We start from the raw sequence: 26,886 nt of genomic DNA on the forward strand, positions 1-26,886 counted from the left end.
AGGATTGCGCCGGCTGCCAGGCCTGCGGTCAGTGCAACAACTCTTGGCCCTCGAAGCGGCAATCTATCTTCCCGGCAGCGGCCCATTCCCTCAGGGCCTCGACGATCCTGAGCATAGCATCGGTCGGATCAAGAAGCGATCCTTCCGTTGCGATGTCCTTCACGACCGACAGCTTGACCATGCCGCCCTGTTCCCGACCGTCGCCCTGCAGGCCCAGATCGGCGGGATCAAGATTGCGCAGCACTTCTTCAATGGCCGCCCTGGGGATGCGGACCTTGTGGCGCCGGTCCTTGATGAAGACCTTCAGCAGCCCTTCGACCCGGCCCCCTTCGGGCACCTCGGCCTCGAGCCGGGCAAGCGCCTCGTCCTGCCAGCCCATCATGCGCAGCATGTCGAAGACCGTGGCCCCTTCGTCGCGGGCCTCGCCCACGGGCCGGGTGAACAGGTCCCCCGCCCCGGGGCTGCGGTACCGGGGGCGGGCGGACAGGGTCAGGTCGCTGAATTCGCTAAGCCCCTTTTCCCCGGCCGCCAGAAACCGTGCCAGAAGGATGATGCGCTCCTCGGCGTCCAGTTCCCCCGCCTGCCGCAGCAGGGCGGTGACATAGCGTTCCAGCATGGATGCCTTGACGGCCGTGCTTTCGATCAACCCGACATGGTTCCGGTTGACCGCGAAATACAGCACCCCCTTCACCACCCGCGCGCCCCGTCCGATATCGACGTTCTGGACCAGGAACTCGTCCGTGTCGTCGTCCAGCGACTGCAGCACCGCCTGGATATCCGCCCCCGCCTTGACATGGATGATCTGGCCGCAAAAGACCGGCCCGTCCCAGGTGGGGGGCGAGGAAACCTTGTTCAGGACGACGTGGCTGCCATCCCCGTCCAGGTCGATCGCCCTCAGCCGGGCGTTCTCTCCGATCAGGTGATTCTCGGCCCGGCGGCGCAGGACATCGACCAGGGTTGCCTTCAGGTCCATTCCCCGCAACGCGCCATCCGCCCTGGCTTCCCGGTATTGAATGGTCGCCCGTTTCGGCAATGCACTGCTCCTGGTTGATTCTGGAACAGTATTGCACGTTAACAAATAGAACGAAACAAGAACATTGTGGGCGTGGGATCAGGAATTTGTCACCTGTCGCAAATACCGGACCTCCGACCCACTGCCTTGGGGGAGGTGCGCTAGCCCGACCGTTCCCGAACGGCGCCCGTGGACACCGAGAGCGCCGGATCCTCGACGTGGCCCATCACCCCTATACGCGGGCGCGGCTCTCGGCCAGTCTGGGCCCGACCCGGCGGTGCAGTCGCCCGCCACCAGGAGAACGCATGAAGCCCGCAGAAAAGCCACATGTCTTGATCGCCTATCCGCTGCGCCCCCGTTTCATGGAGGTGCTGAAGGCGCGCTATACCCTGCACCGTCTTGACCTGGCCACGGACAAGGGCGCGCTGCTGGAGATGGCCGGCCCGGTCTGCACCGCGATGGTGGTGAACGGGCATGTCGCGGTCGATGCGGCGATGCTGGACGGGCTGCCCGCATTGAAGCTGGCCGCCTGTTCCTCGGCGGGGTTCGACATGATCGACCTGGAGGAGATGTCGCGGCGGGGCATCACGCTGACCAACACCTCGGTCGCCCTGGTCAATGACGTCGCCGACATGGCGGTCCTGCTGATGCTGGCGGCGCGCCGACGGCTGGTCGAATGCGACGCCCATGTCCGTTCGGGCGATTGGACCCGCAAGGGGATGTTCCCGCTGACCATGTCAACCGCGGGCAAGCGGGCGGGGATCCTGGGCCTTGGCAATATCGGCCTGGCGATCGCCCGGCGCTGCGAGGCGATGGGGCTGAAGATCGGCTACTCTGGGCGCAATCCCAAGCCGGGCGTGAACTATGACTATTTCGGCGATCCGGCGGCCTTGGCATCATGGGCCGACATCCTGCTGGTGGCGACGCCGGGCGGGGCGGGAACCACGGGCCTGATCTCGGCCACGGTTCTGGATGCGCTGGGACCGCAGGGCACGCTGGTCAACGTCTCGCGCGGTTCGGTGGTGGACGAGGCCGCGTTGATCGCGGCCCTGCGCGATGGCCGCATCGCCAATGCGGGCCTCGACGTCTATCTGAACGAGCCTGACCCGGATCCGGAACTGACCGCCCTGCCGAATGTCACGCTTTTTCCGCATCATGCCAGCGGGACCGAGGAAACCCGCGACCGCATGTCGCAACTGACCATCGACAACCTTGACGCCTTTTTCGCCGGCAAGCCGCTTCTGACGCCGGTCAACTGAGGCGGGAGGTCCGCTGGCCGTATCGGCTTGCGCCTGTCTGATCCCGTATCAAGTCGGCCCCGACAGATCGCCGGGCCGGTCAACGTCATGGGCCATGCGCGCGTCGATGGGGATCAGCCGATCCAGCGGCAGGGTCGCCAAGAAATCCCGCGCGCCCTGATCGCCATCCGACGGGCCAAGGGCGCGGCCGAAATCGGCGGCGGCGATATGGGCCGGCGGCATCCGCCTGTCGCCCCGCAGACAGGCGCAGCTTTCCCCTGACGCCAGCAACCGCTGCAACAGCGCGGCCGGGACGTTGGGCATGTCGCCCAGGCAGATCAGCAGGCCATCCGCGCCCGCATCCCGGGCCTTGCGCAAGGCAAGGCCGAAGGATGCCGACATGGACAGTCCGGGCGGCAAGGGATGCAGGGCAAAACCGCCCGGCAGGACTGCGCCGACATCGGGTGAAGAAATCACCGCCCCCAGGCTGTCGCAGCCCGACTGCTTCAACGCCTCGGCGGCCCAGGTGATCAGCGGCCGCCCCTGCCAGGGGGCAAGCAGCTTGTCATCCGCGCCGAAGCGCAGCGACCGGCCAGCCGCCAGGATCATGCCCAGGCGCATCAGGGCGTCACGGCCACGACCGGATCGCCCGCGGCCATCACCACCTCGGCCAGGACCGAGATCGCCAGAAGCCGGGGGTCGCGCGACGACGGGATCAACCCGATGGGACCGCGCACCCGTTCCAGAAGATCGGGCGGCACGCCCATCCGGGCCAGATGCGCCAACCGGGTGGCCTGGGTCGCGCGGCTGCCCTGGGCGCCGATATAGAAGGCGGGTCGGTCCAGAAGCGCGCGCAGGATCTGGGGTTCGTAGTCGTGGTCATGATAGAACAGCAGCGCCGCGCAGCGGTCGTCGGGGACAAGCTCCTCGAAATCGGGCATCGGACCCAGGCGGCGGACGGTGCAGCCCATCGCCTGGGCCGCGTCCAGGTTGCGATCCTCGTGCGACAGAAGCACATGCTCGTACCCCATGGATTTCACCAGATCCGCAAAGACGGCCGCCTCGGCGCCGGCACCGAAGATTACGAACCGGATGGGCGCCTTGAAGGGGATGACGACATCGCCCGCCGCCCTGCCGGGCGCGGCATCAAGGGACAGGCGGCCGTCAGGCGACAGTCTCAGCGAGACGGGGCGGCGGTCGGCGCGGGCGGCGGACAGGTCCGCCAGCACGTCGAAGTCGCCGACCCGGAACAGCATCACCTCGATCGCGCCGCCGCAGGGCAGGCGCAGGTCGATAAAGGGCGACCCTTCGCCATAGCGCAGGTGCAGGGGCCTGCCGTCGGCCCGGACGCGCTGCGCCTGCAGGATCAGGTCGGCCTCGATGCAGCCTGATGTCAGGGTGCCGGCGAAGCTGCCATCCGCCGCGATCGCCATGGCCGTTCCGGGGTTGCGATAGGCGGGTCCATGGGTGGCGGTCAGAATCGCCATCACCGTTCCCGGCCCTGCCGCAAGGGCCGCCTCCCATGGGTCCAGCAGGGCAGGGTGGCTGGCGGTCCGGGCCGTCCAGGCAGGGCTGGGTCGCAGGTCCATGGCACGATCTTTCATTGTGGGGACGCAGGAACATCGTTGACGATCCGGCCTAGCATGAAGGGGACACATCTTTCCATCATCGCCCCCGGATCGAGTCTGACGAACCGCGCAAAGGGGCGTGGGGCCAAGGCGACTGGCGCGGGCCAGCCGATCCCCACGGCACGGCTGGCCTTGCCCGAGGAAAGGCACAGACACCCGACAACCCCGCGCAGCCCGGAATGGCAAGAGGTCGGGCGGCAAGACAGAGGCTTGCGGCCACCCAGGCAGGCACGAAATGAAAAGGTTCGAACATCACGAACCGACAACGCTGCAGGGGGCATTCGGGTCGATGAAAACCTTGAGCGACGGCATTTTTCTGCTGGCTGCGACCCTGTTCGTTGAGATCCGCGGATGGCTGAGACCCGAGCGAGCAAGCAATTCGGGGATCTTCGGGCCGTGGTCGGATAGGCTGGACCCATGGCAGATGCCGCATACGCCAGGGGATCACCATGGGGGTAACGCACCCACGCCGAGGCGGCTTTGGCGGCCCCGGGGCATGTCCCGACTATGACGCCGCCGGTCCCGCCGCGCTGTCATCCAGGCTAAGCACCGCGACCGCCCGGTTGACGGCGGTCGTGAACAATTGCCGCGCCGTGCCGGAATGGTCCGCCGGCCCGGGTGCGGCCCGCGCCATCAGGCCCACCGGACCCTCGGTCAGGCGGGTCGCGACAGGCAGGCGCACCAGCCGCCCGGCCGCGACCTCGCCCGCCACCACCCCGGCCGAGATCAGCCAGACCGCATCGCTTTGGGCGGTCAAGGCCAGGCCGAAGGCGCCCGAGACCGTTTCGATCCGGCGCGGGGGCAGGGTCACGCCCTCGGCGATCAGCAGCCTTTCGACGATGGGCCGGATCGCGGCCCAGGGTGGGGGATAGAGCACCGTCCAGTCCCCGATCCGCCGCAGGTCGGGGTCGGACAGGATCGGATGGCCGGGTCGCACGACGACCGCCACCTCCTCGAGGTAAAGCTGCGTGAAGCTGAGGCCGCGCATCGTGGCGGGATCCCCCAGCCGCCCGATCACCAGATCCAGCCCGCCGCCCCGCAACTGGTCGGTCAGCGCCTCATGCGATCCGTCGGCCACGGTCAGGTGCAGGTCGGGGGCCAGCCGCGCCATCTCGATCGCGATCTGCGGCATCAGGCGCGCCGCCACCGAGGGCAGCGCCCCCACCGTCAGCGCCAGGACGCCCTTGCCGCCGTCCCGCAGCCCCGACATCCCCTGTTCAAGCGCGGACAGGCTGGCCTGGGCATGGGCCAGAAAGAACGTGCCCTGAGGGGTGGGGGCAACGCCGCCCCTGTCGCGGGTCAGAAGCTGGACGCCCAGAATGGCCTCGAGTTCGGCCAGGGTGCGGGAAATGGCGGGCTGGGTCAGCGACAGCCGCTCGGCCGCGCGCTTCAGGCTTTGCTGGCGCAGGATCTCGGTGAAGGCCTGCAGGTGGCGGATCTTGATGCGACGGTCCACGCTTGCCAATTCTGGTAAGTATCCGCGCTGTTATCTCATTTTACATGGCGCTTTGCACATGCAATCGTGGTCCTGCGAATGGGGGGCGTTCGCGGCGGCAGCGGGGGATCATGCGCACACAGGTTGCCATCATCGGCGGCGGTCCGGCCGGTCTGCTGCTGGGGCAATTGCTGCACCGGCAGGGCATCGACGCCGTGGTGATCGAACGCAAGACCCGCGACTATGTCCTGGGCCGGATCAGGGCCGGCGTCCTTGAAGCCGGGCTGGTGCGCCTGATGGAGGAGGCGGGCGTGGCCGACCGTCTCCATGCCGAGGGGCACGTTCATCACGGCACCCGGATCGCCGTGGACGGCCGGATGTTCCATGTGGATTTCAGCGGACTGACGGGAACCCCGGTCGTCGTCTATGGTCAGACCGAGGTGACGCGCGACCTTTACGACGCCCGCGAGGCTGCGGGCCTGCCGACCGAGTTCCGGGCCGAGGACGTGGCGATCCACGGCGCCGACACCGACAGCCCCCATGTCACCTTCACGCGGGATGGAACCGGGCATCGCATCGACTGCGATTTCGTGGCGGGCTGCGACGGTTTTCACGGCATCAGCCGCCAGACGATCCCCCTGACGGTCCGGCGCGAATACGAGAAAACCTATCCCTTCGGCTGGCTGGGCGTGCTGTCGCGGACGCCGCCGGTCCATGACGAACTGATCTATGTCAGTTCCGAACGCGGTTTCGCGCTCTGCTCGATGCGCAACGACAACCTGTCGCGCTACTACATCCAGTGCGCCCTGTCCGACCATCCTTCGGACTGGACCGACGCCGCCTTCTGGGCCGAACTGAAGCGCCGCCTGCCGCCCGAGGTGGCCGACCGGCTGGTCACCGGCCTCAGCATCGAGAAATCCATCGCGCCGCTGCGATCCTTCGTGACCGAGCCGATGCGGTGGGGCCGTCTGTTCCTGTGCGGCGACGCCGCCCATATCGTGCCGCCCACCGGGGCCAAGGGCCTGAACCTTGCCGCCAGCGACGTGCATTACCTGCACGAAGGGCTGCGGCAATTCTATCGCGACAACGACTGCACGGGCATCGACGCCTATTCCGAACGCGCCCTTTTGCGGGTCTGGAAGGCGGAACGCTTCAGCTGGTGGTTCAGCGGCCTTTTGCACCGCTATCCCGACATGTCGCCCTTCGACCTGAAGATGCAGCAGGCAGACATCGCCTTTCTTCGCGACAACCGGGCGCAGCAGCAGGCCTTTGCCGAGAATTATGTGGGGCTGCCTTACTGATGGAAACGACGCGGGCGAACGGGTCGATCTGCATGTCGCTGCCGCGCCTTCCCAAGGGCCGCGCATCCTGCGATACGACAGGCGCGAAGGATGCGGACCCTATCCCCTGCGTGGAAACGCCCATGCGTCACCCAGCCATCCTTACCCGCTTTCTTCAGGAGATTGGCCATGTCCAACCCGCATGACACGGGAATGACCGTCAGGCGGCAGGTGCTGGGCGATGCCCATGTGGACCGCGCCGAGGCGGGCACCACCGACCTGGACCGGCCCTTCCAGGACCTGATCACCGCATCCGCCTGGGGCACAGTCTGGGCCAGCGATGCCATCAGCCGGCGCGAACGGTCGATGCTGACGCTGGCGCTGCTGGCCGCGACCGGCAATTTCGACGAAATACCCATGCATATCCGCGCCACCGCCCGCACTGGCGCCTCGCGCCGCGACGTGGCCGAGGTGTTCCAGCATGTCGCGATCTATGCCGGCGTGCCCTGCGCCAATCACGCGCTGAAGCTGGCCAAGCAGACCTATGCCGAGATGGACGCGCAAGACACCCAGATGAAAGGCCAGCCATGACGCCCGCCGAATTCTATCAGCGCGACCGCCGCCTCCAGCCGCCCGCGCTGACGCCCGACTACAAGACCTCGGTGGCGCGAAGCCCGCGCCTGTCGCTGATCTCGCTGGAAAACACCGCAAGCGAGATCACCGGCCCGACATTCGGGCATGGCGACATCGACCCGATCGACAACGACCTGATCAAGAACCATGCCAGGACCGGCGACCCGATCGGCGAACGGATCATCGTCCACGGCCGCGTCCTGGATGAAAATGCCCGCCCCGTCCCCAACACCCTGGTCGAGATCTGGCAGGCCAATGCCGGCGGGCGGTATCGCCACAAGAAGGACAGCTATCTGGCGCCCATCGACCCGAATTTCGGCGGCTGCGGGCGCACGCTGACCGATGGGACCGGCTATTACTTCTTCCGCACCGTCAAGCCCGGCGCCTATCCCTGGCGCAACTGGATCAACAACTGGCGGCCTGCGCATATCCATGTCTCGGTCTTCGGCACGGCCTTCTGCCAGCGGCTGATCACACAGCTTTACTTCGAGGGCGATCCGCTGATCGCGCAATGCCCCATCGTCCACACGATCCCGGACCCGGACGCGATCCAGCAGTTGATCGCGCGGCTGGACATGAACGCCTCGGTGCCGCTGGATTGCCTCGCCTACAAGTTCGACATCGTGCTGCGGGGCCGACGCTCGACCCTGTTCGAAAACCGGCTGGAGGGGAACTGACATGCGCCAGACGCTGGATTATCTGCGCGAGACCGCTTCTCAGACGGCAGGGCCTTATGTCCATATCGGCCTGGCGCCCGGTGCCGCGGGCTTCGACATCTACCGCGAGGAACTGGGCCGCGACATCGCGGGGCCGAACGCCAGGGGGCAGCGGATCCGGGTCGAGGGTCTGGTGATCGACGGCATGGGCAGCCCCGTCAAGGACGTGCTGATCGAGGTCTGGCAAGCCAATGCCGACGGCATCTATCCCACGCCCGACGGCGGCGCGGTCGAGGATGGCTTTCGCGGCTGGGGCCGGGTCATCACCGATTTCGAGACCGGCGAATGGTCCTTTGAGACGGTGAAGCCCGGCGCGGTCGCTGGCCGCCATCCCACGGTGTCCAGCGTGGCGCGGCGGGTGCGGGATACCCATCCCGACTGGATGGGCAGAACCGATGAGGCCGCGGCAAGGATGGCGCCGCATCTGAATTTCTGGCTGGTGGCGCGGGGCATCAATATCGGGCTGAACACGCGGATGTATTTCCCCGACGAGGCCGAGGCCAATGCAGCCGACCCGGTTCTGAACCTGATCGAGTGGGAAAAGCGCCGCGCCACCCTGATCGCCACGCGCGGGGAGGACAAGGCCGGCCTTCCGGTCTATCGTTTCGAGATCCGCCTGCAGGGGGACGACGAAACCGTCTTCTTCGACATTTGAAGGACCGTGCCATGACCGATCCCTGCATCCTCTGCGTGGCGATCACCGGATCGCTTCCCGCCAGGGTGCGCCGCGCAGCCTGGATCGCCGAAGGGCAGGAACGTCCCGCAGCCCCCTGGCAGCAGGCGCGCGCGATGGCGGGACTGCGGACCGCATGATGTTGACCGACGGGCAGTTCAGCGACCCCGACCTGGCTGCCATCATGGGCGCCCCCGCCCAGGTTGCCGCCATGGGCCGGGTCGAGGCGGCCCTGGCCCAGGCCCAGGGGCGGCTTGGAATGATCCCCCTTGGCGCCGCCGACCGGATCGCGGCGGTCGCTGGCGGTTTTGCCCCCGATCCCGCGACGCTGATCGCCGCTGCCGCCACGGCGGGCATTCCCGCCCAGGCCTATGTCGCCGCGCTGAAAAAGGCCTGCGACAAGGATGGCGCCTTTGCCCATTACGGCGCGACATCGCAGGACATCCAGGACAGCGCGCTGATCCTGCAACTGCGCGATGCCCTGGCGGTGATCGAGGATCGGCTGACCGCCCTTGACTGCGAACTGGCCGCAAGGGGCGATGCCTTTGGTGCCCAGCCGATCCCGGCCCGGACCCGCTTCCAGATCGCCGCGCCGACCACGCTGGGGGCCAAGATCGCCGTCTGGCGCGCACCCCTGTTGCGGCATCTTGCACGCCTGGCCGAACTGCGCCCGCGCCTGCTGACCCTGTCGCTTCACGGCGCGGCGGGGACCGGTGCGGCCTTCGGCGCGGATGCCGCCGCCTTGCGGGCGGATGTGGCGCGGCAGTTGGGCCTCGCGTCGTCCGACGTGCCCTGGCACGCGGCGCGCGACACGGTGGCGGAACTGGCGGGCTGGCTGTCGCTGGTCACCGGCAGCCTGGGCAAGATCGGCGCCGACCTGATCCTGCTGGGCCAGTCCGAGATCGGCGAGATCAGCGCGGGCACCGGCGGCGGATCCTCGACCATGCCGCAGAAGTCGAACCCGGTCGCGGCCGAGGCCCTGGTCGGCATCGCCCGCCTGAACGCGGGCGGCGTGGGGATGATCCATGGCGCGATGATCCACGCGCAGGAACGCGACGGTTCGGCCCTGGCGGTGGAATGGCAGACGCTGCCCGACATGGTGGTGCGCACCGGCGCAGGCCTGCGGCTGGCCCTGGAGTTGGCGCGCAGCCTGACGCCCAACCCCCGCCGCATCGCCCGGACCTTCGATGCCGACCGGGGCGCGATGCTGGCCGAGGCTGCGGGATTTTACCTGGCGCGCCACATGCCGCGCCCCGACGCGCTGCGCATCGTCGCCGAGGCGCTTCGGCAGGTCGCGGCAAACGATGCCGATACCCTTGCGACCGCGCTGTCGCGCCTTCAGCCCGGCCATGACTGGGCCGCCATCCTGGCGCCCGGCCGCAACACCGGCAAGTCTTGACGATCACCATGGGGAGGAGAACCACATGACACGAACGACCCTGCTGGCCACCGTGGCCGCGCTTTGCCTGGGCACCGCCGCGACCGCGCAAGAGGTGACGCTGCGCGTCCACCACTTCCTGTCCGCGGACGCGCCGATCCAGACCGGGGTGCTGGAGCCTTGGGAAAGGATGGTCGAGGAACAGTCCGGCGGGCGGATCGACGTGCAGATCTATCCCTCGATGCAACTGGGCGGCAAGCCGCCGCAACTGTTCGACCAGGCGCGCGACGGGGTGGTGGACGTGGCCTGGACGCTGTTCGGCTATACCCCCGGCCGCTTCCCTGTGTCCGAGGTCTTCGAACTGCCCTTCCTGTCGGGCAGCGCCGCGGAAACCACGGCGGCCTTGCAGGAATACCAGGCGAAATACATGGGCGACGAGCTTGCGGGCGTGCATCCGCTGCTGATCCACGCGCCCTCGGCCTATAAGCTGCACACGAAGGACAAGGCCGTGGCCTCGCTGGCCGATCTGGCCGGGCTGAAGGTCCGCGCGCCGTCCCGCACCATGACCGACGGGCTGAACGCCCTGGGCGCGACCGCCGTCGGCATGCCCGTCCCCGAGGTGCCGCAGGCGCTGACCAGCGGCGTGATCGACGGCGCCGTCATCCCGTGGGAGGTTTTCGGCAGCCTGCGCATCGAAAGCGTCACCCGCAACCACACCGAGTTCGGGACCGAGAACGGCGGCCTGTCCTCGGCCGTGATGGCCCTGGTGATGAACCAGGCGGTTTACGACGGGCTGCCCGACGATCTGAAGAAGGTCATCGACGACAATTCGGGCGCGGCCCTTGCGACGCTTGCCGGCACTGCCTTCGACGAAGCCGAAAGGGCCGAACGCCAGAAGGCCGTCGATGCGGGCAACACCATCACCGTCATCCCCGAGGACAACCTGGCCGAATGGCGGGACGCCAGCCAGCCGGTGATCGACGCCTGGGTCAAGACCATGACCGATGCGGGCCATGACGGCCAGGCGATGCTGGACGACGCCCGCGCGATGCTGGACAAGGCGCGCGCGCAGTGAAGCCGGCAGGGGGCGACATGACCAACCCGGCGACGCTGAGCGAACACGCCCTTCCGGTCCCGGTGCCGGGCTGGCTTGCCGCCCTTTGCCGCTTCTTCGCCGCTGTCGGGGGGCTGGTGATCCTGGCGATGATGCTGATGACGGTTGCCAGCGTCATCAAGCGGTCGGTCCTGGGGGCGCCTGTCCCCGGCGACTTCGAACTGGTCGAACTGGGCAGCGCCATCGCCATCTTCTGCTTCCTGCCCTGGTGCCAGGTCAGCGGCGGCAACGTGCTGGTCGACTTCTTCACCAGCAAGGCCAACCCCCGCACCAATCACCTGCTGGAGGCGCTTGGCGACCTGCTGTTTCTGCTGATCGCCGCGCTTCTGGCCTGGCGGCTGTTCCACGGCGGGGCCGAGATGCGGCAATACGGCGAACAGACCATGGTGCTGCGCATCCCCCTTTGGTGGGCATTCCCTGTCATCATCCCGGCCATGGCGCTGCTGGTCGCGACCTGCGCGGCCACCATGGTCGGCCATCTGCGAAAGGCCCGGACATGACGGGGATCGCCGCCGGACTGACCTCTTTCGCGGTGCTGCTGGCCCTGATGGCCGTGCGCATCCCCATCGGCGTGGCGATGCTGGCCGTGGGGCTGGGGGGCTATGCGATGTGGACGGGCACCACGCCGCTGCTCGCCTTTCTCAAGACCTCGACCTTCTACCAGTTCTCGACCTATTCGCTGTCGGTCATCCCGCTGTTCGTGCTGATGGGCGAATTCGCGACCAAGGCGGGGATGAGCCGCGCGCTTTATCGCACGGCCGCGGCCTTCCTGGGCCATCGCAGGGGCGGGCTGGCCATGGCCTCGATCGGCGGCTGCGCGGCCTTCGGGGCGATCTGCGGGTCGTCCCTGGCCACCGCCGCCACCATGGGCCAGGTCGCCCTGCCGGAAATGCGCCGCTACAACTACAGCGGGGCGCTTGCCACGGGATCGCTGGCGGCGGGGGGGACGCTGGGGATCCTGATCCCGCCCTCGGTCATTCTTGTCCTTTATGCGCTGATGGCGGAAATGAGCATCGCCAAGATGTTCGTGGCCGCGATGGTGCCGGGCGTGCTGGCGGCGGTGGGATACATGCTGGCGGTCGCGGTCTTCGTGCGCCGCCACCCCCAGGACGGCCCCGCCGGCCCCCGCGCCACCTGGTCCCAGCGGCTGTCCGCCCTGCGCGAGACATGGTCGCTGATCCTGATCTTCACGCTGGTGATCGTCGGCATGTACCGGGGCTGGTTCACGCCCACCGAGGCCGCGGCCGTCGGCGCCTTCGGCACGGGCGTTCTGGCGGTCCTGCACGGGGGAATGCGCCTGCCGGGCATCATGGATTGCCTGCGCGGCACGGCCGGAACCTCGGCCATGATCTTCCTGATCCTTCTGGGGGCCGAGATCTTCAACGCCTTCCTGGCGCAGACCCAGACACCGATGCTGCTGGCCTCGGCGATCAAGAACTCGGGCCTGTCGCCCATGATGATCCTTCTGGCGATAATGGCGCTGTACCTGGTGCTGGGTTGCGTCATGGATTCCATGTCCATGCTGCTGCTGACGATCCCGATCTTCTATCCGATCATCGGCGGTCTCGACTTCGGGATGTCGCGCGAGGAAACGCTGATCTGGTTCGGCATCCTGGCCGTTGTCGTGGTCGAGGTCGGCCTGATCACCCCGCCCGTGGGCATGAACGTCTTCATCATCAACGGCTTGGCGCGCGACGTGCCGATGATCGAAAGCTTTCGCGGTGTTTTGCCCTTCCTGATCAGCGACATGATCCGCATCGCCATACTGATCGCCTTTCCGGTCATCAGCCTTGGCCTTGTGCGGCTCTGGAACTGAGGGCTTCCTGCAGCACCCTGCGCGTCCCCTTTCGGACCGGTGGCAGGATCGGTCGCTTGCTCACGCGCGCCGATCCGATCCGTATTCCGTCGGGGGATCGCAGGACAAAGCGGCAGGAACGGGGAAGCAGGGAACGAACATCCCCCGTTCCTTTGCATCGCAGACGATTCCGTTCCCCTCGGCGGGGATCTTTGGAATGGCCTCTGGCAGTTCGAACGCCCAATATCGACAATATCAGTCGTTATTAGGAAAGCGAAATGCCCCAACGCATCATCGGCTTCTCGGGCAGCGTCAGCAGTCCCTCGCGGACACGGGCCCTTGTGGATCTGGCCGTGTCTCGCGCCGCCCGCCGTTTCGGCTGCAGCGCAGCCACCTATGAGATTTCGGACCTGCAGCCATCCCTGGGGCAGAGCCAGTCACTCGATCAGATGGACCCGCTTGCGCGCAGGGTCATGGACGCGATCCTGTTGGCGGATGCTCTGGTCGTGGGCACGCCGGTCTACAAGGGCAGCTTCACCGGCCTGTTCAAGCACATGATCGATCTGATCGATCCCGCCGCCCTGGCGGGCAAGCCCGTGCTGCTGACCGCCACAGGCGGCGGCAGCAGGCATGCCCTGGTGATCGAACATCAACTGCGTCCGCTGTTCGGCTTTTTCGAGGCCGCGACCCTGCCGACGGGTGTTTATGGCGAGGGCAGCGACTTCCGCGACGGGGTTCCGGCCTCGGACGCGCTGCTGGCGCGGCTGGACCGGGCGGTCGAGCAGTTCACGCCCTGGCTGTCCACCGCCCGGACTGCGGTCATTTCCGCCGCCTGATCCCGATCGAAACCCATGACCTTTCCACCCACCCTTCGCGGTGGGGCAGCCCCCTGCATCCTGAAGGAGTGTATCATGACCCGCAAAATCCGCCTTGGCGCCTTTCTGCCGGGCAGCGGCCAACATATCGCCGCCTGGCGTCATCCCGACCAGCCTGCCGATGGTGCGACCAGCTTCGCCTTTCATGCCGAACTGGCCCGAGAGGCGGAGCGTGGCCTGTTCGATGCCTATTTCCTGGCCGACGGCCTGGCCGTGGCCTTCGGCGGCAGCACCGAAGGGGGCAATGCCAAGGTCGCCGGTTTCGAGCCGGTGACCCTGTTCGCGGCCCTGGCGCCCCTGACCAGGAACCTGGGCTTCATCGCCACCGCCTCGACCACCTATGAGGAACCCTACAACACCGCCCGCAAGTTCGCCTCGCTGGACCTGATCTCGGACGGGCGGGCAGGGTGGAACGTGGTGACGACCGCGACCGAGGCGGCGGCCCGGAACTTCAACCTGGACCGGCAGCTTCCCCATGCCGACCGCTACAAGCGCGCGGCCGAACATGTCGAGGTCGTCCGCAAGCTGTGGGACAGCTTCGAGGATGACGCCTTCATCCGCGACAAGGACAGCGGTGTTTTCTATCACCCCGAACGCGTCCATCATGCCGATCACGCGGGCGAGCATTTCAAGGTCAAAGGCCCGCTAAATGTCAGCCGCAGCCCGCAGGGCCATCCGGTCATCGTGCAGGCAGGCCAGTCGGACGACGGGCGCGGCCTTGCCGCCGCCACGGCCGAGGTGATCTTCACGGCCCACCAGCGGCTGGATACCGCCCAGGAATTCTATCGCGACATCAAGGCCCGCGCCCGTGGCCTGGGGCGCGACCCCGGCCACATCCTGATCATGCCTGGCGTCTCGCCCTTCGTCGGCCGGTCCGAAGCCGAAGCGCGCGAAAAGTACGACCGCCTGACGAGCCTGATCCTGGAGGAGGACGGCATCGCGCTGATCAAGGGGCTGACCGGTGGGTCACTGGACCTGACGGGCCATGACCTGGACGGGCCGCTGCCGGAACTGGAACATACCGAAGGCAATCAGTCGCGCCAGGCCCTGATCCGCCAGATCGCCGACGAGAACGGGTTCACGATCCGCCAGCTTTACCAGTGGGTCGCCTCGGCGCGGGGACATTTCACCGTGGTGGGCACGCCCGTCCAGATCGCCGACACCCTGCAGGAGTGGTTCGAGAACGAGGGCGCGGACGGCTTCAACATCCTGCCGCCCTGGTTGCCGGCGGGGCTGACCGACTTCGTGGACCTGGTGATCCCGGAACTGCAGCGGCGCGGTCTGTTCCGCACCGAATACGAAGGCCGAACCCTGCGTCAGAACCTGGGCCTGCCCTATCCCGTCAACCGCCACGCCGCCGCCCGCGCGGCCCTGCAGGCGGCGGAGTAAGGCGATGACGCTGCATTCCGTCGATACCCCGGCCAAGGGCAGGCCATTCCCCGTCGCCGCAGTCTCGCGCCGGGCGGCGGTCGGCGCACAGGGCTTTCTGTCCCGCTATGGCCTGCTGATCGCCTTCCTGCTGTTGTGGCAGGCGTCCAGCACGCGGGGCTGGGTCAACCCGGCGGTCTTCCCGCCGCTGGACACAATCATGGCGGCCTTGTGGAAGGGTCTGGCCTCGGGCGCGCTGCTGGATGACATCGCCATCAGCCTTCAGCGGTCCGGGCTGGCCTTCGGTGCGGCGGTCGTGATCGGCATTCCCCTGGGCCTTTTCATGGGCCAGATCGCCGCAGTGGAACGCGCGCTTGAGCCGATCCTGCAACTGTTCCGCCAGACCTCGGCCCTAGCGCTTTATCCGGTATTCATCCTGCTTCTGGGACTGGGCGAGGCGTCCAAGGTCTTCGTCATCTTCTGGGCCACGCTGTTTCCAATCCTTCTGGCGACCATCGGCGGCGTGAAGCAGGTGGACCGCAGGCTGGTCGAGATGGCGCGGACCTTCGGCGCCAGCCGCCTGACGGTGTTCCGCCGGGTGGTCCTGCCCGCGTCGGTGCCCGCGATCTTCGTGGGGCTGCGGCTTTCCGCCACCACCGCGCTGCTGCTTCTGATCGCGGCCGAGATGATCGGCGCGAACAAGGGCGTCGGCTTCCAGGTGATGAACGCCCAGTACAACTTCCAGATCCCCCTGATGTTCGGGGCGATCTTCCTGCTGGCCGCGCTTGGCCTTGTCGCGAACGCCGTCCTCGTCCTTTTGCAGCACCGTCTGTGCCGCTGGGCCGAGGCCACCCGCTGATCCTTCCCCTTCAAGGAATACGACCATGACCTTCGCATTTCGCAATCTTGCCCTGACCACGGCCCTTGGCCTTGCCTTCGTCCCCGCCGCGCAGGCCGATGTGACGATCCGCTATCTTGCCAGCCATGGCGGACTGTCAGCCCATGAACTTGCCGCCGAACTGGGCTATTTCGAGGGCACCGGCATCACGCTGGAAAATGCCGGCTATGCCAGCGGCGGCCCCGAATCGCTGATGGCCCTGGCGGGCGGCAGCGTGGAACTCGGCAGCGCCGCGACCGCCGCCGTGCTGAATTCCATCGCCGGAGGGGCCGACTTCGTCGCGGCATATCCCTCGAACGGCATCAACGACCAGGTCCAGTCGATCTTCTATGTGCTGGAGGACAGCCCCATCAGGACCATCGAGGACATCGCGGGCAAGACCGTCGCGGTGAACACGCTGGGCGCGCACCTGGATTATACCGTGCGCGAGGCGCTGCACCAGAAGGGGCTGCCGCAGGACGCGGCCAACCTTGTCACCGTGCCCGGCCCGCAACTGGAACAGGTGCTTCGGTCGGGCCAGGTCGATGTCTCGGCCTTCGGCTATTGGCAGACGACCTTCGAGGGACTTGCCCGCGAGCATGGAGGTCTGCGCGCCGTCTTCGACGATACCGACGTTCTGGGAGAGATCGCCGGCGGCTTTGTCGTCCTGCGCCGCGACTGGGTCGAGGCCCACCCGGCCGAGGCACAGGCCTTTGTCGAGGGTTCGGCCCGCGCGCTGGATTATGCGCGCGACAATCCCGAAGAAACCCGCGCCATCTTCGCCCGCGTCCTGGACGGCCGAGGAGAGAACCCCGAGGTCGCGCAGTTCTTCCAGGGCTATGGCGTGCGCGAGGGCGGCCGCGCCACCGAACGGGACCTGCAATTCTGGATCGACGTCCTGGAACGCGAGGGACGGCTTGAACGTGGCAAGCTGAAGGCTGCGGACATCCTGCTTGCTCCGGCGCAAGATCTGGCGGCCAAATGACGATGGTCGCGCATCAGGCCAGCCGGGGCGATGCGGTCGCGATCCGCGGCCTGTCGAAGTCCTTCACCCTTGGCGGCAAGACGCTGCCGGTCCTGCGCGACCTGAACCTTGGCATCCGCGCGGGCGAAAGCCTTGCCATCGTGGGTCCGTCGGGCTGCGGCAAGACCACGCTGCTGCGGGTGCTGGCCGGACTGGAACAGCCGGATGCAGGCCAGGTCCTGATCGACGGCCACCCCGTCCGGGGCGTCGGCACCGAACGGGCGATCATCTTCCAGGAACCGCGCCTGCTGCCCTGGCTGACGGTGCTGGGCAATGTCTCCTTCGGGCTTGAGGCGCGCGGCGTTCCCAAGGCCAAGGCAGAGGCAGAAGCCCGCCACCACATCCGCCTTGTGGGACTGGCCCCGTTCGAGAACGCCTTGCCGGGACAGCTTTCCGGCGGCATGGCCCAGCGGGTCGGCATTGCCCGCGCCCTGACCGTCCAGCCAAAGATCCTGTTGCTGGACGAACCCCTGGGGGCGCTGGATGCCATGACGCGCATGACCATGCAGGACGAACTCGCCCGCCTTTGGCAGGAACAGCAGGCGACGATGATCCTGGTGACCCATGACCTGGAGGAGGCGATCTTCCTTGCCGATCGGGTGCTGGTCATGCCGCGCGAGAAGGGCGGCGTTCCCCGCCTGATCGACATCGACCTGCCCCGGCCGCGCGACCGCAGCGAAGCCCGCTTCGTCGCGATGCGCCGCCGCCTCATGGCAGAGTTCGGCTTGCACTGACCTGCCCTGCGGCGGCTGCGTGAAACTGGGCGCGGGTTGCCGCGTTGGGGGACCATGTCCGGCCACCGCCCCCAGACCCCTGACGATGTGGCCGCTGCCTTTCGCGCGGCTGTCGGCCGCTTCGCGCCTGACCGGCCCGTGCTGGTGCTGGGACATTTCGACGCCGACGGGCTGTCCGCCGCCGCGATCCTGGCGCAGGCCCTTGAACGCGCGGGCCGCCCGGCGGAAATCCGCATCACCGGCAAGGGCGAAAACCCCTGGTCGCCCGACCTCCGCAAGGAACTTGAGCCGCGGCGCCCCGGCGGGCTGGTCGTCACCGATCTGGGCATCCGCGACGGCGAGATCCTGCCCGGCGTGCCCACGGTCCTGGTCGATCATCATGTGCCCACCGGCACCCCTGGCGCGGCGGCGGTGATATCGGGAAACGGCTGGACGCCCGAGCCGACCTCGTCGCTGCTGGCCTTCTGGTGCGCGCAGGGGTTGGGAGAGGCCGACGACCTGCTGTGGCTTGCCGCCATGGGGCTGATCGGGGACATGGCCGACGATGGCTTTCCCGAACTGGCCCAGGCGCAGGGTCGCTACGGCAAGACGGCGCTGCGGGATGCGGTGTCGCTGGTCAACGCGCCGCGCCGGACGGCCCGGGCCGATGCAAGCCCGGCGCTTGCGCTTCTGCTGAAATGCGCCTCGCCCAAGGAACTGCTGAAGGGCGGCCACCCCGAAACCGCGCTGCTGCAGGCGGCCAAGGCCGAGGTCGCGGCGGAACTGGAGGCCGCCCGGCGTGCGCCGCCCAAGGTCCGGGGCGACGTCGCGCTGATCCGCTTTTCATCGCCATGCCAGATCCATCCGCTGGTCGCGCAATCCTGGCGCGGCAGGCTGCGGGACAAGATCGTGCTGGCCGTCAATACCGGCTATCGCCCCGGCTGGGTCCACTTTGCCGCGCGCAGCGCGACCGGCGCGGACCTGATCCGGTTTCTGGCCGATCACCGCCCCCCCGGCGCGGGCACGGAATACGGCAGCGGCCATGCCCAGGCCACGGGCGGCGCGCTGCGTCCCGCCGACTGGGCCGACTTCGCCGCCAGGATCGGCTTCCCCGAGGAGATTGCGCATGACTGATCGACCGCTGCGCCTGGGCTTTCCCGTCAAGGTGATGGGACGGCCGGGCATGAAAAGCAACGACACCCGCCGCTGGCAGCAGAACCCGCACCTGAAGACCTCGCTGGAACATGTGGACGCGATCTTGGATTATCTGGTCGAGGTCGGGATCGACATGTACCGCTTGTCCTCGGATCTGGCGCCCTATGCCACGCACCCCGACATGCCCCAGTTCCACGGCATGGTGGCCGAAAGCGATGCCGAACTGGCGGCGCTTGGCCGCAAGGCGCGCGACCTGGACATCCGGCTGTCCTTTCATCCGTCGCAATTCGTGCTGCTGAACAGCCCCGATCCGGCGCTGACGGCGAAAAGCATCTGGGACCTGGCCTCGCAGGCCGAGATGCTGGACCGGATGGGCATGGGGCCGGAAGGTGTCCTGGTGACCCATGTGGGCGGTGTCTATTACGACCGGGAAGCCAGCCGCGCCCGCTGGATCGAAGGCTACAACCAATGCCCCGACCATGTCCGTCGCCGGCTGGTGCTGGAAAACGACGACATCCGCTTTTCCGCCGCCGACGTGCTGTGGATCCACGACCGCTGTGGGGTGCCGCTGATCTTCGATTACCAGCATTTCTGGTGCCTGAACCCCGAAGGGCTGGCGCTGCGGCCGACCCTGGAACGCTTTGTCCGGTCCTGGCCCCAGGGCGTGCGGCCGAAGATCCACTTTTCCTCTCCCAGGACCGAACTGCGCGAGATCAAGCGAAAGGTGACGGACAAGGAACGCGCGGCCCTGAGGGCCCAGGGGACAAGCGGCGGCGGCGCGCTGACCAGGGATGTCGTTAAGGCCACATCCCGCTTCAAGACGGTGCTGTTGCCGCCCATCTGGACGGGCCATGCGGATTTCACCAATCCCTTCGAATTCGCGACCTTCATGCGCGAGGCCCAGGGGCTTGATTTCGACGTGATGCTGGAAGCCAAGACCAAGGATTTGTCGCTGTTGAAGCTGCGGGGCGACCTGTTCCGCTATGCCTCCGATGTGGCTGCCCGATTTGGCCTGGGCCCGGACGACGCGGCAGGCCTGGAAGAGGCCGGGGACATGGGCGAAGACGCGGCCGAGGCCCAGGACATGCCGGACGTGGACGAGGGCGATCAGTTGGACGCGCCCAGGCGAATGGGGGCCTGAACCTTGCGCGACGCAACGAATGTCCCGGCCTGCATCCGGGCAGGCGCCATCGGTGTCGCTGAAACCTTCACCCTGGACCGGAGGCCGGACCATGTCATTCACCGATGAGGATCGAGAAGCGGTCGCGGTCATCGCACGCCGCCACGGCTTCAGCCCCCGCGCGGCCGAGACCATGCTGTCCGCGCTTGTCGGAGGCCATGCCCGGCAGGCGCAGTTCGACCATCCCGAATTCGGCGGCATGGGGCAATGGTCCGGCGGCGGGATGCTGATGATCGGGGACATGTTCAACAGCGCCCTCAAGTCCCGTGTCGGCGATCTGATCCGCAACCTGACCGACCTTGCGCAGGCCCTTGCGCAACGCCCGCCCGCATCGGTCCCGGACGCGTCCGATCCCGCCTGGCCCCCCGACCTGGGGGTGCCGTCCGCAAGCGGAAGCCAGAACGGCGTGGATTATGCGGTCTTTCCCGCCGCACGCCGCTTGGCCATCCGCCGGAACGGGCAGGTGTCGCTGTATGATACCGGCGATCACCGGATCGGCGGCGTGTCCCAGCAGCAGGGCGGAACATCTTCGCTTCTGTTCACCAGCCAGCACGGCCCGGTGCCGCTGGACAGCCTGGTTCCAATAGCCGCCTTGCCGGGGCCGGGCGACACGCCCGGCGATCCCGCGCGGTCGGATGCAGCCCACCCGACGGATGCTGCGATCCTTGCCACCATCGAGCAGCTTCACGCCCTGCTGTCCCGGGGGATCCTGACGCAAGCCGAATTCGACGCGAAAAAATCGGATCTGCTGAACAGGCTTTAAGGGGGACTGCTTGCCGCCGTCCCGATCCCGCGACCTTCTCGAGGTGATGCGAAAGCCGTCCCCGACCAGCCGCTAGACCGGCAACCGAACGGACCGGCCGATTGGCCCGGATAAGGGCGGCGCAGTCCCAAGCCGAATCCGCCGGTGCCCTGGTGCCGGTTCTGCAACGGCTGATTGTCACCGCCAAGACCGCATCTGGATACGGCTTTGTCGGCCGTGCTTATCCCGCAGCCCGTGGCGGCATGGCGGGTCATGGCGGTGCACGAGAACGGGAGAACCGCTTGGGGCAAGGCCAGGCCCAGGCCGTCACCAGCGGCCGGGCCTGCCTGACCGCGGCAGGCAGTCGGCCCTTCGCTGTTCGATTGCGGTTTTGCCCCATGTGTCTAATCTGCCCGCATGAATCCGCCCCTGCTGACAAATGCCGATGCACGCCGGCTGTTCCTGGATCGACACCTGCTGTTGCGGCCGCAGCCTGGTCCAGCCACGGGCGGTGATCTGGCGGGCGTGCTGACGGATCTGGGTTTCGTCCAGGTGGACGGCGTCAACACGCTGGCGCGCGCGCATGACCTGATCCTGTGGTCGCGACGGGGCCGGTATCGTCCCCTGGCGCTTGATCGTCTTGTCTCCCGCCAGCGTCTTGCCTTCGAACACTGGACCCATGATGCCGCCATCATCCCGATGCAGTTCTATCCGATGTGGCGGCTGAAATTCGCGCGCGACGAGGCAAGGATGCAGCAACGCTGGCCGGCCTGGCGCGGCGAGGGCTGGGACCGAGAGATTGATGCCATCCTGCGACGCATTGCCGACCAGGGACCTGCCAGCACCACGGATGTCGGCCCGGACAAGGGGGGCGGCGGGGGCGGATGGTGGGACTGGCACCCCTCGAAGACGGCGCTTGAATATCTCTGGCGATCGGGGCGGCTGGCGATCAGCCACCGCACAGGATTTCGCAAGATCTACGACCTGTCGGAGCGGGTGATCCCGGCCGAATACCGCAACATCCAGCTTGATCCGCCGCAGATCATCGACTGGGCCTTGTCGGCGGCCTTGGACCGGCTTGGCTTTGCCACAAGCGGCGAACTGGCCGCCTTCTTCGAGATCGCCACCCGTGACGAGGCGAAGCAATGGTGCGCCGATGCCCTGGCCGCGGGTCGGATCGTCGAAATCGACGTGGAAATGGCCGACGGAACCCGGCGGCGCAGCGTCTCGACAGTGGCATCGCTGGATAGGCTGTCGATGTTGCCCCCGCCATCGCAACGGGTGCGGCTGCTGTCGCCCTTCGATCCCGCCTTGCGTGATCGCGCAAGGGCCTGGCGGTTGTTCGGCTTCCATTACCGGATCGAGATCTTCGTGCCCGCGCCCCGCCGCCGATACGGCTATTACGTGTTCCCGGTCATGCAGGGCGACCGGCTTATCGGACGGCTCGACGCGAAACGCGACGGGGGCGTGCTGACCGTGCGGGCCTTCTGGCCCGAGAAGGGGGTCAGGCTGGGTCGCGCCAGGCAGGCCGGACTTCTGGCCGAACTGCAACGCGTCCTGCCCTTGGCCGGGGCGACCGAGGTCCGCCTTGGGCCCGACTGGCTGAAGGAAGTGGGCGACCAGGCGGCACCGGCCTGAGCCTTGGGTTCCGGGCAGGGCGGTCGTTAACCCATTCTTTCTGATTCTGCGCCAAGATGTCTCTATGGCGGCATGTGCTGCCGGGCAGGCGGCAGGCATGCGGGATACACCATCATCGCTGACCGAAGATCCGTGATGCCATGCAGGCTGACGAACGGAAGGCGGACATGGACCAACTGACCTCGATCGCGGCGCGCATCGCCGACTTGCGCCTGACCCGGCATTTCGGCCGCGTGCATTCGATGCAGGCCGGCCTGATCCGGGTCGAGGGGCTGAACAGCCATGCCTCGGTCGGGGACAGGGTGATGATCTCCCTCCAAAAGGGCCAGGTCGCCGGAGAGATCGTGGGCCTTGCGCCGCGCCATGCCGACGTGCTGCCCGAAGGCGACGCCGAGGGGCTGTCCGTGGGGGCAGAGGTCGAGCTGCTGTTCGCGCCGACCATTGCGCCCTGCGACGCCTGGATCGGGCGGATCATCGACCCGCTGGGACAGCCGCTGGACGGACGGCCCCTGACCCTGGGCCGCGAACCCTTGCCCTATCGCCGCGAAGCCCCTCCGGCGGTGCGCCGAAAACGGCTGGGGACGCGTCTGCCCACGGGGTTCGCGGTCTTCGACACGCTGCTGCCCCTGGTCAAGGGCCAGCGGATCGGGCTGTTCGCCGGATCGGGCGTCGGCAAGTCCACGTTGCTGTCGGGCCTGGCCAAGGGCGTTCAGGCCGATGTCGTGGTGATCGCCATGATCGGCGAACGCGGACGCGAATTGCGCGAATTCGTGGAAAAGACCCTGGGACCGGAAGGCATGGCCCGGGCGGTCATCGTGGCCGCGACATCCGACCGATCCCCCTTGATCCGGCGGCGCTGCGCCTGGGCCGCGATGGCGGTGGCGGAACATTTCCGCGACCAGGGCCGCCATGTGCTGTTCCTGGCCGATTCGATCACCCGCTTTGCCGAAGCGCATCGAGAGATTGCCCTGGCTGCCGGCGAACCCCCCAGCTATCGCGGCTTTCCTCCCTCGGTGTCGAACCTGATCATGGCCCTGGCCGAAAGGTCCGGTCCGGGGCTGGAAGGAACGGGCGACATCACCGGCATCTTCAGCGTACTAGTGGCCGGTTCCGACATGGAGGAGCCGGTGGCCGACATCCTGCGCGGCACGCTGGACGGGCATGTGGTGCTGGACCGCACGATCGCGGAACGCGGGCGCTTTCCGGCGATCGACGTGGTGAAATCGGTGTCGCGGTCCTTGCCCGATGCCGCCACCCCTGACGAGAACAGGATGATCGGCAAGGCCAGGGCCGCCTTGGGCGCCTATGCCGAATCCGAACTGATGATCCGCGCGGGCCTTTACGCCGCGGGCGCCGATCCCCGCCTGGACGAAGCGGTGAAGCTGTTTCCCCAGCTTGACGATCTGGTCACGGTCAAGACCCCCGGCATCGCCGAAAGCTTTGCCGCGCTTGCCGCGGCCCTGCGGGTTTCCGCCCAGGCCCGGCAAATGCCGCGGGGCTGAAACCAACAGCCAAGCAACTGAGTTAGCTTAATGAATGTTAGGTCGGTCGCGGCGCCATTGCGCCGGAATGGGTGATTTGCCAAACCACGCGAAAGGATGGTGACCGAATTGGCAATTACCGAGTATTTTATCCGCTATCTTCAAAGGCGTGACAGTCTCGGCCCGAATGACCTGGAACGTCTTCGCGCATTGAAGACCGAACATGCCAGCTTTGCCGCGGGCGAGGTCATCGTTCCCGCCGGCAGCAGCCCCAGCCGCAGCTGCATGATGCTGCGCGGCCTGTCGGCCCGGTCGCATGCCCTTGTGGGAAGGCCCGACGACCGCGTCATCACGGCATTGCATGTTCCGGGGGATTTTGTCGATCTTCATGCCTTCATCATGTCAAGGATGGATCATTCCATCATCGCCATCGGTCCGGCCGAGGTGGAATTCATCGATCATGCCGAACTGATCGAAACCACCAGGAGCTTTCCCCATCTGGCCCGGCTCTTGTGGATGACCACCATGCTGGATGCGGCGATCCACCGGCAATGGCTGGTTGCCGCCGCGTCCCTGCGATCTAGTGCCCATCTGGCCCATCTTCTGTGCGAGATTTACGTCCGGCTGCAAACTGTGGGGGTGGCCTCGGACCGCCAGCTGCACCTGCCGCTGCTGCAGCGCGAACTGGCGGATATCCTGGGCTATTCGCCGATCCATGTGAACCGCGCGGTCCGGGATCTGCGCGACCGGGGGCTGATCCGCTGGCTGGGGGCGGATATCACCATCATCGACTGGAACGGGCTGGCCCTGCTGGCGCGCTTCGACCCGTCCTATCTGGATCTGGAGCGCACGCCCCGCTGATCACTGGCACAGCCGCCAGTCGCTGCGCCGCGCCGCCACGTCAAGGTGCAGGTGGTCGTCATGCGCATCGTTCGATCCGGGTCCCAGCACGGTGGTGAAGAACAGGCATCCTGCCGCCCGCACGGTGCGCTGGAACGCCTCGGCCATGTCGCCTGAATCGGCGCGCGGCTGGACGATCAGCGGATCGGCACCATCCAGCACGAAGCCCGCGATGTCGATGGCATTGCCAAGCGCGTGTTCCGACAGCTTGGGCTGGTCCGCGCCGGTTCCCACACGCGGCCGGCAGTCATAGGATGTGCCAAGCTGCAAGCCCGTGACACGCGGTGCGCCGGGCAGCATCATGGCCGCCGGACGCACGAAATCGCGCGCCCAGAACCCAAGCGCACGCGCCGTGTCGCAGCGCATGACCGCACCGCCCTCCAGGCTCAGGTCGGGCAGGATCCGTTCCACCCGGATCGGGCGGGCAATGCCGCAGTCGGGATCCTCGGGGTCGGTGATGGCCGGTTCCTTGGTATAGACGGTCCCCAGAAAGGACAGGGCCAGCATGCAGGCGGCGTATTCCTGATCCGTTTCCTGCACGACGAACCAGCCGGGCGGGGCAGGGGGACCAAAGACCAAAGCCGGTTCCTGCGGAACGTCCGGCCCAGCCTGCGGTTGCGCTTCCTCGGGACCGGGACGTTCGGGCGGGCGGTCCTGCGCGGCGGCAAATGCCGGCTGGCACAGGGCCAGGGCGCACAGGATCGCGCGCCAGCGGATCACGGTTGTTCGTCCACGGGCGGCAGCACGAAACCGCTGGGAAGGGCGCCCGTCAGGGCATCGGTCAGCGGATCGCCCGTCGGGGCCAGGGCATCCGCCTCCTCCTCGGAGGTGTTTTCATAGACAGGCTCGGCCGGGGCGCGCTTGGCCGCCAGCGGATCGGCATAATCCAGCGGGGCGGCGGGGGCCGTTTCCGCAGGCGCCGTGGTGGTTTCCGCCGCGACCGCCGGTTCGGCGGATGCGGGGGCAGGCGCGACGTTGCCACCGGTCGCGTCGGCGATGGTCATGCCTTGGGGCAGGAACTCCACCGTCGTCTTGTCTGCGCTGACCATGCGGGCCAGTTCCTCGGCATCCCAGTTGGTCAGCCGCACGCAGCCCATCGACTGATTGCGGAACAGGGTGGACGGGGTGGGGGTGCCGTGGATGCCATAGGTGGGCTTGGACAAACCGATCCAGACGGTTCCCACAGGCCCGTTCGGCCCGGGCGGCACCACCAGCACCTTGTCGTTGTCGCCCTGCTGGAAGTTCTTCTTCGGGTCATAGGTATAGTTCGGGTTCAGCGCGACCGTCTTCACCTGATGCGTCCCCGAAGGCGAGGGGGTCGCCGACGATCCGATGGTCGCGGGGTAATCGACCAGCAGTTTTCCGTTCGCATCGAAGCCCGCGACCCGCCGCGTGTTCACATCGACCAGGATCCGCGCGACGCTGCCGCGCATCCGGCTGCCGGTATCGACGACCTTGATCGTGTTGCCGGGCACCAGATCGACGCCGGGATTCAGGAAGGCGATGAATTTCTCATCCATGTGGAACCGCTCGCCCAGGCGTTCGGCGACACTGGTATGGGCCATGGCGGCCATTTGCGCCTTTTCGGCGTAATCGGTGGGAATCGCGTCCACAAGGCCCTGCGCGTCTTCCGCCGTGATGGTGTAATCCTTGGTCGCGGGCAGGGCCGCGAAGGATTGCAGCAGGTTCCAGACATGCGGGTCCATCACCCCGTCGATGGGCAGGCCCGACCGGCGTTCGAAGGCCATGATCGCGCTCTGGCTCATGCCGCCCTTGAAGCCGTCGATCACGCCCGGAGAGATCCCGGACCTGTCCAGCAGAACCTGCACCTTGGTCGTCAGCGCCGACCGCCCCGAGGGCAGATCGCCCCCCGCATAGGACGCGGCCTCGATATCGGCGGAGGTGAAGGGCAGATCCGTCTGGGCCGTCGCGGGCAGCGCAGACAGCGCCGCAAGGATCAGGGCAAGCGGGATTCGCAGGGTGAATCGCGGCATCAGAATCTCCGTCGGGTCAGGCGCAGCATTCCGCGTC

At 67.3% G+C, this 26,886-nt stretch carries 27 protein-coding genes; 21 read left to right on the top strand and 6 right to left on the bottom strand.

All coding sequences use genetic code 11. From position 1 onward, the window contains the following. Positions 1 to 28: 28 nt before the first annotated feature. Entirely contained in the window at positions 29 to 973 is a 945-nt protein-coding gene (locus tag IEX25_RS01240; protein ID WP_188713695.1) for a hypothetical protein, read from the bottom strand. Positions 974 to 1,317: 344 nt separating this feature from the next. Between IEX25_RS01240 and IEX25_RS01245 the strand changes: the two genes are divergently transcribed. Next, a complete protein-coding gene (locus tag IEX25_RS01245) occupies positions 1,318 to 2,271 on the top strand; it encodes a 2-hydroxyacid dehydrogenase (RefSeq protein WP_188713696.1) in 954 nt (317 codons plus the stop codon). Between the two features lie 48 nt (positions 2,272 to 2,319). Here IEX25_RS01245 and IEX25_RS01250 read toward each other — a convergent pair whose 3' ends face one another. The 3 genes from IEX25_RS01250 to pcaQ all read right to left on the bottom strand — a co-directional run bounded on the left by IEX25_RS01250 (position 2,320) and on the right by pcaQ (position 5,334). Then, positions 2,320 to 2,871 carry an NTP transferase domain-containing protein gene (locus IEX25_RS01250; RefSeq protein WP_188713697.1) on the bottom strand — a complete coding sequence of 184 codons (552 nt, stop codon included), beginning with the start codon at positions 2,869 to 2,871 and terminating at the stop codon, positions 2,320 to 2,322. Further along, positions 2,871 to 3,839 carry an XdhC family protein gene (locus IEX25_RS01255; RefSeq protein WP_188713698.1) on the bottom strand — a complete coding sequence of 323 codons (969 nt, stop codon included), beginning with the start codon at positions 3,837 to 3,839 and terminating at the stop codon, positions 2,871 to 2,873. Before IEX25_RS01255 ends, IEX25_RS01250 begins: the two co-directional genes overlap by 1 nt. Positions 3,840 to 4,383: 544 nt before the next feature. Beyond that, a complete protein-coding gene (gene pcaQ, locus IEX25_RS01260) occupies positions 4,384 to 5,334 on the bottom strand; it encodes a pca operon transcription factor PcaQ (protein WP_188713699.1) in 951 nt (316 codons plus the stop codon). Between the two features lie 110 nt (positions 5,335 to 5,444). Between pcaQ and pobA the strand changes: the two genes are divergently transcribed. The 20 genes from pobA (at position 5,445) to IEX25_RS01360 (ending at position 24,816) form a co-directional block, all read left to right on the top strand. Further along, positions 5,445 to 6,614, top strand: coding sequence for a 4-hydroxybenzoate 3-monooxygenase (gene pobA / locus IEX25_RS01265; protein ID WP_188713700.1), 1,170 nt, complete (start codon positions 5,445 to 5,447; stop codon positions 6,612 to 6,614). A 168-nt stretch (positions 6,615 to 6,782) separates the two neighbouring features. Then, entirely contained in the window at positions 6,783 to 7,184 is a 402-nt protein-coding gene (gene pcaC / locus IEX25_RS01270) for a 4-carboxymuconolactone decarboxylase (protein ID WP_188713701.1), read from the top strand. After that, positions 7,181 to 7,903 (top strand): protocatechuate 3,4-dioxygenase subunit beta, encoded by a 723-nt coding sequence (pcaH, locus tag IEX25_RS01275; protein WP_188713702.1) that lies wholly within the window; start codon positions 7,181 to 7,183, stop codon positions 7,901 to 7,903. Before pcaC ends, pcaH begins: the two co-directional genes overlap by 4 nt. Before the next feature lies 1 nt (position 7,904). Next, on the top strand, positions 7,905 to 8,597 hold the full coding sequence (locus IEX25_RS01280; RefSeq protein WP_188713703.1) for a protocatechuate 3,4-dioxygenase subunit alpha: 693 nt from the start codon (positions 7,905 to 7,907) through the stop codon (positions 8,595 to 8,597). A gap of 11 nt (positions 8,598 to 8,608) precedes the next feature. After that, complete coding sequence (locus IEX25_RS01285; protein WP_188713704.1) at positions 8,609 to 8,755, top strand: hypothetical protein; 147 nt, start codon at positions 8,609 to 8,611, stop codon at positions 8,753 to 8,755. Further along, positions 8,752 to 10,014 (top strand): lyase family protein, encoded by a 1,263-nt coding sequence (locus IEX25_RS01290; RefSeq protein WP_188713705.1) that lies wholly within the window; start codon positions 8,752 to 8,754, stop codon positions 10,012 to 10,014. The genes IEX25_RS01285 and IEX25_RS01290 overlap by 4 nt, the downstream gene beginning before the upstream one ends. 25 nt (positions 10,015 to 10,039) lie before the next feature. Next, a complete protein-coding gene (locus tag IEX25_RS01295; protein WP_103171845.1) occupies positions 10,040 to 11,068 on the top strand; it encodes a TRAP transporter substrate-binding protein in 1,029 nt (342 codons plus the stop codon). 17 nt (positions 11,069 to 11,085) lie between these two features. Beyond that, on the top strand, positions 11,086 to 11,607 hold the full coding sequence (locus IEX25_RS01300; RefSeq protein WP_188713706.1) for a TRAP transporter small permease: 522 nt from the start codon (positions 11,086 to 11,088) through the stop codon (positions 11,605 to 11,607). Continuing rightward, positions 11,604 to 12,923, top strand: coding sequence for a TRAP transporter large permease (locus IEX25_RS01305; protein WP_188713707.1), 1,320 nt, complete (start codon positions 11,604 to 11,606; stop codon positions 12,921 to 12,923). Before IEX25_RS01300 ends, IEX25_RS01305 begins: the two co-directional genes overlap by 4 nt. Positions 12,924 to 13,180: 257 nt before the next feature. Further along, positions 13,181 to 13,738: an FMN reductase gene (gene msuE / locus IEX25_RS01310; protein WP_188713708.1), complete on the top strand. Its 558-nt coding sequence runs from the start codon at positions 13,181 to 13,183 to the stop codon at positions 13,736 to 13,738. A gap of 75 nt (positions 13,739 to 13,813) precedes the next feature. Further along, positions 13,814 to 15,166, top strand: coding sequence for an LLM class flavin-dependent oxidoreductase (locus tag IEX25_RS01315; protein ID WP_188713709.1), 1,353 nt, complete (start codon positions 13,814 to 13,816; stop codon positions 15,164 to 15,166). 4 nt (positions 15,167 to 15,170) lie between these two features. Continuing rightward, positions 15,171 to 16,004 carry an ABC transporter permease gene (locus tag IEX25_RS01320; RefSeq protein ID WP_188713710.1) on the top strand — a complete coding sequence of 278 codons (834 nt, stop codon included), beginning with the start codon at positions 15,171 to 15,173 and terminating at the stop codon, positions 16,002 to 16,004. Positions 16,005 to 16,029: 25 nt separating this feature from the next. Further along, a complete protein-coding gene (locus IEX25_RS01325) occupies positions 16,030 to 17,007 on the top strand; it encodes an ABC transporter substrate-binding protein (protein ID WP_188713711.1) in 978 nt (325 codons plus the stop codon). After that, complete coding sequence (locus IEX25_RS01330; protein WP_188713712.1) at positions 17,004 to 17,780, top strand: ABC transporter ATP-binding protein; 777 nt, start codon at positions 17,004 to 17,006, stop codon at positions 17,778 to 17,780. Before IEX25_RS01325 ends, IEX25_RS01330 begins: the two co-directional genes overlap by 4 nt. A 54-nt stretch (positions 17,781 to 17,834) precedes the next feature. Then, a complete protein-coding gene (locus tag IEX25_RS01335; RefSeq protein WP_229664987.1) occupies positions 17,835 to 18,893 on the top strand; it encodes a DHH family phosphoesterase in 1,059 nt (352 codons plus the stop codon). Then, positions 18,886 to 20,055 carry a UV DNA damage repair endonuclease UvsE gene (gene uvsE / locus IEX25_RS01340; protein WP_188713713.1) on the top strand — a complete coding sequence of 390 codons (1,170 nt, stop codon included), beginning with the start codon at positions 18,886 to 18,888 and terminating at the stop codon, positions 20,053 to 20,055. The genes IEX25_RS01335 and uvsE overlap by 8 nt, the downstream gene beginning before the upstream one ends. Positions 20,056 to 20,146: 91 nt before the next feature. Continuing rightward, a complete protein-coding gene (locus tag IEX25_RS01345) occupies positions 20,147 to 20,857 on the top strand; it encodes an SHOCT domain-containing protein (protein WP_188713714.1) in 711 nt (236 codons plus the stop codon). A 396-nt stretch (positions 20,858 to 21,253) separates the two neighbouring features. Beyond that, the gene (locus IEX25_RS01350; RefSeq protein WP_188713715.1) at positions 21,254 to 22,474 is read left to right on the top strand and encodes a winged helix-turn-helix domain-containing protein; all 1,221 of its coding nucleotides are present in this window, start codon (positions 21,254 to 21,256) and stop codon (positions 22,472 to 22,474) included. 167 nt (positions 22,475 to 22,641) lie between these two features. After that, positions 22,642 to 23,976, top strand: coding sequence for a FliI/YscN family ATPase (locus IEX25_RS01355; protein ID WP_188713716.1), 1,335 nt, complete (start codon positions 22,642 to 22,644; stop codon positions 23,974 to 23,976). A gap of 99 nt (positions 23,977 to 24,075) precedes the next feature. Then, positions 24,076 to 24,816, top strand: a complete 741-nt coding sequence (locus IEX25_RS01360; protein WP_229664988.1) for a Crp/Fnr family transcriptional regulator — start codon at positions 24,076 to 24,078, stop codon at positions 24,814 to 24,816. On the opposite strand, the gene IEX25_RS01365 is transcribed toward IEX25_RS01360, so the two are convergent. Both IEX25_RS01365 and IEX25_RS01370 read right to left on the bottom strand, forming a co-directional pair. Then, the gene (locus tag IEX25_RS01365) at positions 24,817 to 25,575 is read right to left on the bottom strand and encodes an extensin-like domain-containing protein (RefSeq protein WP_188713717.1); all 759 of its coding nucleotides are present in this window, start codon (positions 25,573 to 25,575) and stop codon (positions 24,817 to 24,819) included. It abuts the gene before it with no gap. After that, on the bottom strand, positions 25,572 to 26,849 hold the full coding sequence (locus IEX25_RS01370; RefSeq protein WP_188713718.1) for a L,D-transpeptidase family protein: 1,278 nt from the start codon (positions 26,847 to 26,849) through the stop codon (positions 25,572 to 25,574). The genes IEX25_RS01365 and IEX25_RS01370 overlap by 4 nt, the downstream gene beginning before the upstream one ends. Between the last annotated feature and the right edge of the window lie 37 nt (positions 26,850 to 26,886).

Source organism: Paracoccus acridae (genome assembly GCF_014642735.1).
GTDB lineage: Bacteria > Pseudomonadota > Alphaproteobacteria > Rhodobacterales > Rhodobacteraceae > Paracoccus > Paracoccus acridae.